The organism is Streptomyces sp. NPDC017936 (genome assembly GCF_044328485.1).
GTDB lineage: Bacteria > Actinomycetota > Actinomycetes > Streptomycetales > Streptomycetaceae > Streptomyces.
Window position 1 is genome coordinate 220,855 of record NZ_JBIRHK010000003.1, and the last position, 12,242, is coordinate 233,096.

Here is a 12,242-nt window from a genome sequence, read left to right on the forward strand (position 1 = left end):
CTGGCGCACTTCCTTACGCGTGAGTAAGTTGCGTTCACCGCACGCCAGTCTCACTCGTCGCCGGGAGCCGTCATGGGCATGCGCAAGGACCTGAAACGCGCCGGACGCCGCACCGACCTCGCCGCCCGCACCACGGTGGAGGTCGTCAGGGACGCCTCCGGCACCGTACGGGAGGCCCGCACCGCGCCCCTCGCCCCGCCCCTGACCGCCGGCAGCATCGCCGACCTGCCCCACACCAACGCGGCCGAGGCCCCCGACGCCGTCGTCCTGCGCCGCCAGGCCCCGGACGGCACCTGGAAACCCGTCACGGCGGCCGCCTTCGCCGACGAAGTCACCGCCGTCGCCCGCGGGTTGATCGCCGCCGGCCTCGAACCGGGCGGCCGCGTCGCGGTGATGTCCCGCACCCGCTACGAGTGGACGGTCCTGGACTTCGCGATCTGGGCGGCCGGCGGCCAGACCGTCCCCGTCTACGCCACCTCCTCCGCCGACCAGGTGGAGTGGATCGTCCGCGACTCCGGCGCCCGCTTCGTCATCACCGAGACCCCCGGGAACACCGCCACGGTCACCGCGGGCACGGCCGGTCACCGGGACCGCCCCCGCGTCTGGGAACTGGACGCACAGGCGATCACCGAGCTCACCGACCTCGGCCGCGACCTCCCCGACGAGGAGGTCACCGAGCGCCGCACCTCGCTCACCCCCGGCACCCCCGCGACCGTGTGCTACACGTCCGGCACCACCGGCCGGCCCAAGGGCTGCGTCCTCACCCACGGCAACCTGCACGCCGAGGCCGCCAATGTCCTCGAACTCCTCCACCCGGTCTTCAAGGAGGTCACCGGCCAGACCGCGTCCACGCTCCTCTTCCTGCCCCTCGCCCACATCATGGGCCGCACCCTCCAGATCGCCTGCCTGATGGCCCGCATCGAGACCGGCCACTTCCCGAGCGTCCGGCCCGACGAACTGCGCCCCGCCCTCAAGCGGTTCCGCCCCACCTTCGTCGTCGGCGTCCCCTACCTCTTCGAGCGCATCCACGACACCGGCCGCGCCACCGCCGAGAAGATGGGCCGCGCCGCCTCCTTCGACCGCGCCGAACGCGTCGCCGTCCGCTTCGCGGAGGCGTACCTGAGCCGGTTCCTCGGCACCGGCAAGGGCCCCACCCCCGGCCTCTACGCCGCCTGGGCCCTGTACGACCTGCTGGTCTACCGCCGCATCCGCCAGGAACTCGGCGGCCGCCTGCGCTACGCCATCAGCGGCGGCTCCCCCCTGGACCGCACCCTGAACCTCTTCTTCTACGCGGCCGGCGTCATGGTCTACGAGGGCTACGGCCTCACCGAGACCACCGCCGCCGCCACCCTCGTCCCGCCGCTGAGGCCCCGCCCCGGCACGGTCGGCCGGCCGGTCCCCGGCACCGCCGTCCGCATCGCCGACGACGGCGAGGTCCTCGTCAAGGGTGGAGTCGTCTTCGGCGCCTACTGGAACGACCGGGCGGCCACGGACGCGGTCCTCACCGACGGCTGGTTCGCCACCGGCGACCTCGGCTCCCTCGACGAGGACGGCTACCTCACCATCACCGGCCGCAAGAAGGACCTCCTGGTCACCTCCGGCGGCAAGAACGTCTCCCCGTCCGTCCTCGAGGACCGCCTGCGCAGCCGCACCCCGGTGGGCCAGTGCCTGGTCGTCGGCGACAACCGCCCCTTCGTCGCCGCCCTGATCACCCTCGACCCCGACGCGGTCGCCCACTGGCTGGCCGTGCGCAGGCTGCCCGCCGACACCCCGTTCGCCGACCTCGCCCGCGACCCCCGTCTGCGCGACGACGTCCAGCGGGCCGTCGACTACGCCAACGAGGCGGTCTCCCGGGCCGAGTCGATCCGCGCCTTCACGCTGGTCGAGGGCGAGTTCACCGAGGACAACGGTCTGCTCACCCCCTCCCTGAAGGTCAAGCGGCACGCCGTCACGGCCAGGTACGCACAGGAGGTGGAGGACCTGTACCGCCGGTGACGCGCGGAACGGCGGGCCGCCCGAGGAGGGTGGCCCGCCGTGGCGGGGGCGGGGGCTCAGCCGTCCGCGGACGCGCTCGGCGGGAGCGGGACGTCGTCCAGGACGGGCGACAGCGACTCCACACCCCCGGCCCGGGGGGAGTCCCCGGCGCACCGCCGGTCCCGCGGGGCGGGCAGGACGCCGGCCTCCGGGGCCGGAACCGGGACCACACCGACGAGTGAACCGGCGCTCATCCTCGCCGGCGGACCGACGCAGGGCTTGCCCAGGGCCTTCCGGACCAGCGAGAGCCGCGGGCCGCGGTCGCCGGACGCGGCCGGGTCGCCGAGCTTCGAACCGTCACCGTCGCCGCCGGCGGAGGTGGTGCGGTCGCCGACGGCCAGGGCCTGCGGCGTGGACGCGAACGCGAAACCGGCCAGGGTGGACACGGCGACAGCCCCGGTCGCCCACCGCTTCTTCATGGTCTTCCCTTCGGAGGAGCGGGAGCCGGCGAGCGCGGAACTCCGGGGACGGGGCGCGTGATTCCTCATGCCCGGAGCCGGCCGCCGGTTGCGGTCCGTGCCCCGAACGGCCCGGCGCACCGCCCGCGCCCGCGGTCGGCGGTCCTTCACCGACAGGCCCGTTGTGCCGATTCCGTGAGGGCTTTCGGGTGAATTGCCCGGTGGCGCGCGTTCGCGCCTTTCTCCCGCCGTCAATCTCTCGTGTGCAGCCCGCGGGTCACGGTGCGAGCGGTTCCGCCTGTGCTCGGTCCGGGCCGGCCCCGGAGAACCGCTCGACGTCCCGGGGCCGGCTTTTCCCACTTCTTCAAGCAGGAAGACCACGAAGTTGCGACAGACCCTGAGCAAGGGAGTGATCGCGGCGGCAGCCGCGACGAGCATCCTGACCCTGTGCGGCGGTTTCGCACTCGCCGACACGCATCCGTACGGATCCACGAAGGACTCGCCCGGCGCAACCTCGGGTGACGGGGGCCGGACTCCGGTGACCTTCCCGGTGAACCCCTGCGCCGGCAAGATCGACCTGATCGCCGCGCTCCACCCCTCCTTCGCCGACGCCTGCGCCGACTTCTCGGACGCGCACCAGGCCTCCGGCCGGTACGGGTCGCCCCCCGAGAGCGGTGACGACTCGGGGCACGGTGATTCCGACGACGGTGACTCCGACGACGGTGACTCCGGCTACGGCGACCCGGGTCACGAGGACTCGGGTGACAAGGACTCGGGCGACAAGGGCGCGGGCCACGGCGACTCGGGCCATGAGGACTCGGGTCACGGCGACTCGGGATCCGGGGACTCGGGATCCGGGGACTCGGGCCACGACGGCTCCGACGAGGGCGAATCGGGGTACGGCGACTCCGGCGACGACGACTCCGGGTACGGCGACTCGGGTTACGGCGACGACGACTCGGGATACGGGTCCACTCCGTCTCCGAGCGGCGGTCACACCACCGCGCCCCCGCACGACGGGGACCCCAGCACCCCGCCGTCCCACGGCGGGGGCCACACCACCCCGCCCCCGCACGAAGGCGGCCACTCGGGCCCCGACGACGGCGACGACGACGATCACGCGACGCCGCCGGACGAGGACGGCGACCACGCGGCTCCGTCCGGCCACGGGAGCAGGCCGCCCGAGCTGTCGCACACCGGCAGCGAGGCGCTGATGGCCGCCTCGGGGGCCAGCGCCGTGCTGATCACCGCGGGCGCCGTGCTGTACCGGCGCGGCCGGGCGGCCTCCCGGCGGTGACCGCACGGGTGCCGGACGCCCGGCGTCCGGCACCCCGTCCCGTCAGCACCGGCCCGCCCGGCCCTCGTCGGCGGGATCGGCCGCCGCCGGCACCCCGGCCGGTGGCGGGGCCGGTGGCGGGGCCGGTGGCGGAGCCGGCGGTGGCTCCTGCGGCGCGGCCTGACGCACGATCCGCGCCGACGCGGCACAGCGGGCCGCGGGGCGCAGCCGGCGCAGGCGGCCCACCAGCCGGCGGGCGACGTGGGCGCTCCACAGCCTCCACATCGCCCGGCCGGGAGCGGTGTCGTCCCCGGCGTGCCAGGCGAGTTCGCGGCCGTGCCGTGCCGGGCGCAGGGCGGCCAGCGGCGCGTAGTTCTCCACCACGAACGCCCGCCCGGGCCGTGCCGCGCCCTCGGGCAGGGCCCGCCGCGTCAGGTCCAGGTGCTGGGCCCGTACGACGTCCAGTCCGGCGCTGTCGGTGAAGAGGCGGAACTGGGCGCCGGGGCGCGGGTTGAAGTCGAGCAGGTGGTAGCGGCCGGTGGCGCCGCAGCGCCGGAAGTCGAGGTCGAGGATGCCCCGGTAGCCCAGCCCGGCGGTGAGCCGCTCGGCCAGCGCCCGCACCTCGGGGTTCGGGGACCACCGGCCGACCGCCGTCAGGCCCGCGCCGCGCGGCCAGGAGGACAGCTTGCGGCCGGGGCCGCCGCCGCGCAGCGCCCCCGAACGGTCGGCGTACCCGTGGAAGAACCAGTCACGGGCGGGGCCCGGGGGCAGGAACTCCTGGAGCAGCAGCCGGCTGCCCGCCTCCTCGGAGCGCAGGTACAGGTCGCGGGCCTCCCGTCCCGAGCGCAGCACGACCGTGCTGCGCAGGCCCGAGCCCGCCGGCAGCAGCCAGGGCCGGCTCCACTTCGCCACCACCGGCAGGCCGAGCCGCCAGGCGGCGGAGGCGGCCTCCGCGGCGCTGTCCGGGACCACCGTGGCGGGGTGCGGGACGTCCGCCGCCGCGCACAGGGCGGCCAGCTCCGCCTTGTCGGCGACCCGCTCGGGCAGCGTGCCGGGCTGCTCCGGCAGCAGGTAGCCGGGCGCCAGCTCGTCGCGCAGCCGGCTCACCGCGACCGCGCCCGCGTCGTCCATCGGGATCAGCACGGCGGGCCGCTCGAGGCGGGCGGCCACCCGCAGCAGCGTGGCGACGATGTCGGCGGGGCCGGCGCCCTGCGGCGGCGGGGGGTGCAGCCGGCCCACGAAACGGGACGCGCGCACCGGACTGCCCGTCACATCGGCGACCACGTGCACGTCGACCCCGGCCCTGCCGAGCGAGCGCACCGCGCCCAGCGTTCCGTGGTGAAAGGGATTCCGGTCGATCCGCAGCAGTACGGCGGGGACGCGGGTGTCGAGCAGCGACACGGCATTTTCCTTCGGTCGGTTCACCGGTGCGGGTGATCAGGGCACGCGAAAGCCGTAGCGGCGGTGGCGTGATCCCCCTTCGCGTGTGACGTTCGTATGACTGAGCGTCAGCCGGGTGTGCCGGGACATCCGTGTCCCGGGTCATGTGCGTGGACGTGTTCACGGCCCCGTGCACGGCCGTGTCCCCGTGCGCCGGCGGCGCAGCGCGAGAGTGGGGAAAGGGGCAGGAATGGTCCCACAGCAACGGCGCGTCGGACCACGGCGGCTGGCCGCCGTCGCGGCGGCGCTCGCGGTGTCGGCGGCGCTCGCGGCCGGTCCCGACATCGCCGCGGGCACCGGACCGGCGCGGCTCGCCGGACCTCCCGCTCCCGGACCTCCCGCTCCCGCGCCGACCGCTCCCGCCTTCGGCGCCTACCTCGACTACGGTGCCCGGGGCGTGGCCCGGATCGCCCTGCTCAGCGAGTGGCTGGGCGGCGCCGACCTGCGGGTCGGGCACACCTACCTGCCGGGCGACCGGTGGAGCAACATCGAGGGCCGCTCCGGGTTCCTCGACGCGTGGGCCGACTGGCGGGCCGGGAAGGACGACCGGATGCTCGTCCTCAACGTCCCGATGCTGGAGCGCAACGAGGAGGGCGTGCCCGACGCCGAGGTGCGCGAGCTGCTGCGGCAGGGCGCGGACGGGCGGTTCGACCACCACTTCCGCGCGCTGGCCGAACGGCTGGTCGGGCTGCGGGTGCCGGACACGGTGATCGTGCTCGGCTGGGAGATGAACGGCACCACGTACACCCATCGCTGCGGGCCCGACCCGCGGGCCTGGACGGCGTACTGGAACCGCATCGTCACCACGATGCGGTCGGTGCCGGGCCAGGCGTTCCGGTTCGACTTCACGCCGAGCCGCGGCCGGGACGCCGTTCCCTGGACGCGGTGCTACCCGGGCGACGGCACGGTCGACATCGTCGGAATGGACTCCTACGACCAGCCGGCCGGGCTCTCGTTCGACGAACAGGTGAGGGAACCGTACGGGCTGCAGGACCACGTGGACTTCGCGAAGAGCCACGGCAAGGCCCTCTCCTATCCGGAATGGGGACTGTTCCGCAACGGCGACAACCCCGAGTACGTGCGGCGGATGCTCGCCTGGATGGACGAGCACCGGCCGCTGTACAACACGCTCACCGACTACTGCCCGCACGGCGTCTGGCAGTGTGCGCGCAACCCCAGGTCCTCGGAGGTCTACCGCTCGGTGCTCTTCGGCCGCACCGGCGATCCGGCGACCGAGCCGACGGCACCGGCGCCGACCGCACCGACGGCACCGGCCCCCACCCCACCGCGGCCCCCGGAGGAGCCCGCCCTCCCGCCGGCGCCCGGGCTCCCGGGGCGCTGTCCGCCGCTGCACCTCGGCGACTGGCTCGGGCACCTGCTCGCCGGCCGCCCGTGCCCGCGCCTGGACTGGTGGTCCCGAGGCCGGTGACCGCGGGGCCCGGCGCTCCCGCGGCGGCGGGCCCGCTTCAGGACCCGCCGCCACCGCCACGCCCCTCCCGTGCCTCGCGCCCGCCGCGCTCCTGCCAGCGGCGCAGCAGCTCCTTGCCCCGCCGGCGCGCGGCCACGTCGCACAGCGCGGCCGACAGCAGCGGGGCGGTGGGCCGGCGGGCGAGCAGCAGCCGCTGGTTGACGACCGGTTCGGGACGCCAGTGGTGCTTGTACGGCTCGTTGCCGCGCAGCAGGCTGAGCGTGCCGCGCCCGGCGTCGCGCCCGTGCTCGGCGCACGCGTCGAGCAGCATCACCGCCACGTCCGCCTTGCGCTCGCGCAGCCGCGGATGGGCGCCGTACAGGTAACCGCCCGCCAGGCGGCGCGAGAGCAGGGTCAGGTCGACGGCCACCACGTCGTCGTCGAGCCGGAACTCGGTGACCACCGCGTCCCCGGAGCGCACCATCGGCCCCACCGAGCGCACCAGGTGCTCGCAGAAGCGCGACTGGAGGTGCTCGCCCGTCACCTTGCGGCCCTGCCACTGCAGCCGGTGCAGCTCCAGGAGCCGGCGCAGGGCGCCGTCCACCTCGTCGGCGCGGACGACGTGGCGTTCGACGCCGAGCGCGGTCAGCTTGCGCAGCTTGGCCCGCACCCGCTGGGCCTTCGCCGACGGCAGCCGGGCCACCAGTTCGTCCATGGGCACGGCCGGCAGCTCCAGGCACACCGAGTCGTCCACCCGGCGCCGCGGCCCGTGCCAGCACGCGTACACCTGTTCCGCCGCGCCGCCCGGCCGGACCTCGCGGAAGTCGATCAGCGCGGTGCGGGCCGCCGCCGCGAGCCCCTCGGCGAGCGCGGCGACGGCCGCCTCCCCGTGCTCCTCGTCGACCAGCACGTCCCCGTAGTCGGAGATCGCCCCGCCGAGCGGCACCAGCGCGGGCAGCGGACGGCGCACGGCCATCAGCGGGGCGGCCGCGACGACGTCGCCGCCGGCGCGCACCAGCAGCAGCCGCAGCCGGCCGCGCCTGCCGTACGACAGCCACCACGAGTGCAGCCAGGCGTGGCTCTGGAACGGCGTGGCCGTCGCGCACCGCCGGTACAGCCGGCCCCAGGCGGGCGCCAGGCCGGCGAAGTCCCGCTCGTCGGTGACGTATTCCGTCGTGTACGCCGCTTTCACGGTGCTCCGTGGGCGTCGGCGGCCGGAGCCGGAGCGGGCACGGCGGCCGGGCGGCCGGGCTCCTGCCGGTTCCCCCTCGGCCGGACCAGCAGGAACAGTCCGCCGAGCAGCCCGCCGGCGCTCGCGCCCACCAGCCCGGTCACCTCCGGCGACGCCGACGACGGCTCGGACGGCTCGACCGCGCGGGCGAACTGCCGGAGCTCGACGTTGGTCGTGGCCCGGGCGTCCTCGGCGTGCCGGGTCAGCGCGCGGGAGACCGCGTTGGCCATGTCGGCGGCCTTGTCGGCGCGCGAGGAGGTCGCGGTGATCGCGACCATCGGAGCGTCCGGCGAGGTGGCCGTCCGCACGCCGGCGCGCAGCGTCCTCGCCGGCACGCCCGCCCACACCTGCGCGTCCCCGAGCACCGCCAGCTGCGTCGCGACCCGCCCGTAGGCCTGGGCGAAACCCAGCGCGGACGCCGGGTCGGACGCGTCGGTCGGGACGGCGACGACGTAGGCCGTGGCCGAGTAGACGGGCGGTTCCAGCATGCCGTACGCGCCGCCCACGAGGCCGCCGGCGAGGGCGCCGGCGGCGAGCAGCGACCATGGCGGGAGCGCCCTGAAGCGGCGTGGGGGGCCGGACGGCCGGTGTGGCCGGACGGGGTTCTCGGTCATGACGAAGTGACTCCCTGGGGTGAGCGGGACGGCGGAGCCGACCGGGGCGGGTGGGACACGGTGGCCGCGTACACGTCCAGGAGCTGGGCGGCACTGCGGGTGATGTCGTAGTGGCGGGCCGCCTCCGCGGCCGTGCGCGGGCGCGGGCCCCGGGCGCGGGCCTCGGCCAGCGCCCGCCCGAACGCCTCGGCGCCGCCGGTCACGCGCCGGGCGCCGGGCGCGCTGTGCGCGGGCAGGTCCTCGACCGCGGGGCAGGACGCGTACACCACGGGCAGGCCCGAGGCGAGGGCCTCCAGGACCGCCAGGCCGAACGCCTCCTCCGGGGAGGGGGAGGCGAGCACGTCCATCGCGCAGGTGAGGGAGGGCAGGTCGGGGCCGGGGCCGCCGTCGGGGGCGTAGGCGCACTCGCCGGTGAACAGGACGCGGCCGGCGACCCCCGACTCGTGCGCGACGCGGCGCAGCGCGGCCTCCTGCGGGCCGCCGCCGACCAGCAGCAGCCGGTGGTCCGCGGGGAGCGAGGCGAGGGCGCGGATCAGGACGTCGAAGCGTTTGCCCGGGTGGAGGCGGCCGATGCCGCCGATGACGTGGGCGTCGTCCGGGAGGCCGAGGCGCCGGCGGGTGCGCCGGCGCACGGCCGGGTCGAAGCGGAAGCGGGCCAGGTCGATGCCGTTGGGGACGACCTCGATCCGGGAGGCGGGGACACCCCAGCGCCTCAGGCGGCCGGCGACCGCGGACGAGACGGCCACGGTGGCGCGGCCCAGGCGTTCGCCGGCCAGGTAGAGCGCGCGCACGCCCGCCGTCAGCCGCCGGCCCTCCAGCTGGGAGTCGCCGAGGGAGTGCTCGGTGGCGACGATCGCGCGCACCCCCGCGAGCCGTGCGGCGAGGCGGCCGTAGAGGCAGGCGCGGTAGAGGTGGGTGTGGACGAGGTCGTAGCGGCCGGAGCGGACGACCCGGACCAGGCGGGGCAGGGCCGTCAGGTCGCGGTTGCCCGCCATGCCGAGGTGGACGACCCGCACCCCGTCCCGGGCCAGCCCGTCGGCCACCGCTCCCGGGTTGGTCAGCGTCACGACGTCGCAGTCGACCGGCAGGTGCCGCAGCAGCAGCCGCAGCTGCTGCTCGGCACCGCCCACGCCCAGCCCGGTGATGACGTGCAGCGCCCTCACCGCAGCCCCTCCACGGGACGCCGGCGCAGCCGGTGCAGCCGGTACTTCAGGAACAGGCGGGCGGAGGTGTCGTTCTGCCCGACGTGGACGCGCGGGAGGGCGTGCGGGCCGTTCAGCGGACCGGGGTCGATCGCGCACGCGTACGCGTACCCGGCGTCGCGCACGGCGTCCACGGCCCGCCGGTCGATCGTCCCGTAGGGGTAGCAGAAGCCGTGGGCGCCGGTGCCGAGCAGCTCGGTGAGCGCGGCCCGGCTGTCGACGGTCTCCCTCTTCAGGGCGAGGTCGTCGGCCCGGGTCAGGTCGACGTGGGTCATCCCGTGCGAGCCGATCTCGACGCCCGCGGCCGCCGCCCGCCGGATGCCGTCGGCGGTCAGCAGCGGTTTGCGCGGGCCCAGCGGGTCCCAGGCGTTCTCGCCGCCGAGCCGGCCGGGCAGCACGAACAGGGTGGCCGTGCAGCCGTGGCGGCGCAGCACGGGCAGGGCGCCGGTGAGGAAGTCGGCGTAACCGTCGTCGAAGGTGAGGCCGACCAGGTCGCGGCCCTCGCCCCGGGCGCGGGCGGCGAGCAGTTCGCCCACGGACACGCCCCGCAGGCCCCGCCGCGCGAACCAGGCGAGCTGCCGCTCCAGCCGTTCGGGCGTGACCGTGATGCGGTACGGGTCGTCGGAGCAGTCGCCGACGGAGTGGTACATCGCCACCCAGGGGACGGGTCCGGTGGAGGCGTCAACGGGAACGGACATACGGCAGCCTTCGGGTCGCGGAACGTACGGATCGGAGTGCGGCGGTGACGCCCTGGGCGTCCAGGGCCCGGCCGAGCAGGACGAAGACGGCGGTCACGGTGAGCGCGCCGGCGGCGAGGCCGGCCAGCGGGCCGTCGCACCGGTCCGCCGCCAGCGTCCCGGCGAGTGCCGCGGCCAGCGCCGCCCGCAGCGGCCTGCTCAGCTCGTGCAGCACGGGCCGGACGCGGATCGGCACACTGCGCGGGCCCATGCCCGCCAGCAGCACCAGCGCGGTGACGGTGATGCCGGCCGCGTTGGCGGCGGCGATCCCGTACACGCCCCAGCGCCCGACGCCCAGCGCGCCCAGCCAGGCGGTGACGGCGATGCCCACGGCCATCGCGCCGAACGGGTACCAGGAGGGGCGGGCCCCCGAGAAGTAGGAGCGGACCAGGGCGCCGACCAGGGTCTGGCCCAGCAGCCCGAGCGCGTACACCCGCATCACGCCCGCCGTCGCCGCCGTGTCGGCGGCGGTGAACGCGCCCCGCTGGAAGAGCAGTCCGATGATCTGCGGCGCGCACGCCACGACCGTGGCCGTGCCGAGCAGCACCACGCACGCGGCCAGCGCCAGATCCCGCTCCACCCGCCCCCGGGCCCGCTCGGTGTCGCCCTCGGCCAGCGCCCGCGCCACCACCGGGAACGTCACCGTGCACAGCATCAGCGAGAGGATCATCGGCATCTGCGCGACCTTCTGCGCGTAGTTCAGGTGCGAGATCGCCCCCGACGGCAGGTTCGAGGCGAGGAACCGCTCGACGAGGACCTGCGACTGCCGGCACACCGCGAACAGCAGCACGGACGCGACGACGGCGGCACCGAGCGGCCGCGGCTCCGCGCCGGCCCCGGACGGCGCCTCCGCCGGCGCCTCCGCCGACGCCCCGGTCGGCCGCCTCCGCAGCTGCCCCAGCAGCGACGGGAGCTGTACGGCGACCATCAGGCACCCGCCGACCGCGACCCCGACCGCCGCCGACCGCACCCCCCAGCGCCCGGCGAGGACGAACATCCCCGCGACGATGCCGACGTTGTACGCCACGTAGATCGCCGCCGGCGCCGTGAACCTCCGGTGCGCGCGCAGGGCCGCGCTGCAGTACCCGGCGAGCCCGAAGCTCACCGCGCAGGTCGCGGTGAGCCGGGTGCAGTCGACGGCGAGCCGGGGGTCGGGCAGGCCGGGGGCGAGGACCTCCACCAGCGGCGGGGCGAGCAGCACGACGAGGACGCCGACCGCGACGAACGCCAGCGACAGGCGCGGCAGCGTCCCGGCGACCAGGGCGCGGACCGGGTCGCCCGCCGCGCCCCGGGAGCGCCGGGCCAGGGCCACGCTGAACGCCGGGATCAGCGCGAAGGCCAGCCCGTCCTCGATGAGCAGCGTGGCCGCGAACTCGGGCACCGTCCACGCCACGAGGAAGGCGTCCGTGTCGCTGCCCGCCCCGAACAGCCGGGCCAGCGCCTGGTCGCGCACCAGTCCGAGCAGGGACCCGGCCACCGAGAGGACGGCGGTGACGAGGGCGGCCCTGGCGAGGAACCGGCGCGAGGGCGCGGGGAGCCCGGCCGGCTCCCCGGCCCGCACCGACGCCCCGCCCGGCCCGCCGGCCGTCCGGGCGGTCGCCGCGCGGTCGGTGGTGCCGCCGGCGTCGACGGGGGGCTCATCGTCCACGGCGTCGGCCGGGGCGCCGGTCGCCCGGGCGTCGGTGTCGCCGTGGGTGGTCCTGGGGGCGTGGGTGTCGTCGTGGGGCCGGCTGTCCGTGCCGTCGGCCGACGCCCCGCCCGGCCCGCCGGCCGTCCGGGCGGTCGCCGCGTGGTCGGTGGTGCCGTCGGCGTCGACGGGGGGCTCATCGTCCACGGCGTCGGCCGGGGCGCCGGTCGCCCGGGCGTCGGTGTCGCCGTGGGTGGTCCTGGGGGCGTGGGTGT

At 76.3% G+C, this 12,242-nt stretch carries 10 protein-coding genes; 3 read left to right on the forward strand and 7 right to left on the reverse strand.

From position 1 onward, the window contains the following. The first annotated feature begins 72 nt into the window (after positions 1 to 72). On the forward strand, positions 73 to 1,995 hold the full coding sequence (locus tag ACH4F6_RS07640) for an AMP-dependent synthetase/ligase (protein ID WP_397958985.1): 1,923 nt from the start codon (positions 73 to 75) through the stop codon (positions 1,993 to 1,995). Between the two features lie 56 nt (positions 1,996 to 2,051). Here ACH4F6_RS07640 and ACH4F6_RS07645 read toward each other — a convergent pair whose 3' ends face one another. Then, on the reverse strand, positions 2,052 to 2,453 hold the full coding sequence (locus ACH4F6_RS07645) for a rodlin (RefSeq protein ID WP_397958986.1): 402 nt from the start codon (positions 2,451 to 2,453) through the stop codon (positions 2,052 to 2,054). Between the two features lie 364 nt (positions 2,454 to 2,817). Here ACH4F6_RS07645 and ACH4F6_RS07650 point away from each other — a divergent pair, with 364 nt between their 5' ends. Continuing rightward, the gene (locus ACH4F6_RS07650) at positions 2,818 to 3,729 is read left to right on the forward strand and encodes a chaplin (RefSeq protein ID WP_397958987.1); all 912 of its coding nucleotides are present in this window, start codon (positions 2,818 to 2,820) and stop codon (positions 3,727 to 3,729) included. 42 nt (positions 3,730 to 3,771) lie between these two features. Here ACH4F6_RS07650 and ACH4F6_RS07655 read toward each other — a convergent pair whose 3' ends face one another. Continuing rightward, the gene (locus ACH4F6_RS07655; RefSeq protein ID WP_397958988.1) at positions 3,772 to 5,109 is read right to left on the reverse strand and encodes an ATP-grasp domain-containing protein; all 1,338 of its coding nucleotides are present in this window, start codon (positions 5,107 to 5,109) and stop codon (positions 3,772 to 3,774) included. Between the two features lie 229 nt (positions 5,110 to 5,338). Between ACH4F6_RS07655 and ACH4F6_RS07660 the strand changes: the two genes are divergently transcribed. Continuing rightward, positions 5,339 to 6,577 (forward strand): glycoside hydrolase family 26 protein, encoded by a 1,239-nt coding sequence (locus tag ACH4F6_RS07660; protein WP_397958989.1) that lies wholly within the window; start codon positions 5,339 to 5,341, stop codon positions 6,575 to 6,577. Between the two features lie 37 nt (positions 6,578 to 6,614). On the opposite strand, the gene ACH4F6_RS07665 is transcribed toward ACH4F6_RS07660, so the two are convergent. The 5 genes from ACH4F6_RS07665 to ACH4F6_RS07685 are packed head-to-tail and all read right to left on the reverse strand — an operon-like array spanning position 6,615 to position 11,988. After that, positions 6,615 to 7,748, reverse strand: a complete 1,134-nt coding sequence (locus tag ACH4F6_RS07665; RefSeq protein ID WP_397958990.1) for a GNAT family N-acetyltransferase — start codon at positions 7,746 to 7,748, stop codon at positions 6,615 to 6,617. Continuing rightward, entirely contained in the window at positions 7,745 to 8,401 is a 657-nt protein-coding gene (locus tag ACH4F6_RS07670; protein ID WP_397958991.1) for a lipopolysaccharide biosynthesis protein, read from the reverse strand. Before ACH4F6_RS07670 ends, ACH4F6_RS07665 begins: the two co-directional genes overlap by 4 nt. Next, positions 8,398 to 9,564, reverse strand: coding sequence for a glycosyltransferase (locus ACH4F6_RS07675; RefSeq protein ID WP_397958992.1), 1,167 nt, complete (start codon positions 9,562 to 9,564; stop codon positions 8,398 to 8,400). Before ACH4F6_RS07675 ends, ACH4F6_RS07670 begins: the two co-directional genes overlap by 4 nt. Beyond that, complete coding sequence (locus ACH4F6_RS07680; protein WP_397958993.1) at positions 9,561 to 10,301, reverse strand: polysaccharide deacetylase family protein; 741 nt, start codon at positions 10,299 to 10,301, stop codon at positions 9,561 to 9,563. The genes ACH4F6_RS07675 and ACH4F6_RS07680 overlap by 4 nt, the downstream gene beginning before the upstream one ends. Beyond that, a complete protein-coding gene (locus tag ACH4F6_RS07685) occupies positions 10,285 to 11,988 on the reverse strand; it encodes a lipid II flippase MurJ (protein WP_397959329.1) in 1,704 nt (567 codons plus the stop codon). The genes ACH4F6_RS07680 and ACH4F6_RS07685 overlap by 17 nt, the downstream gene beginning before the upstream one ends. Between the last annotated feature and the right edge of the window lie 254 nt (positions 11,989 to 12,242).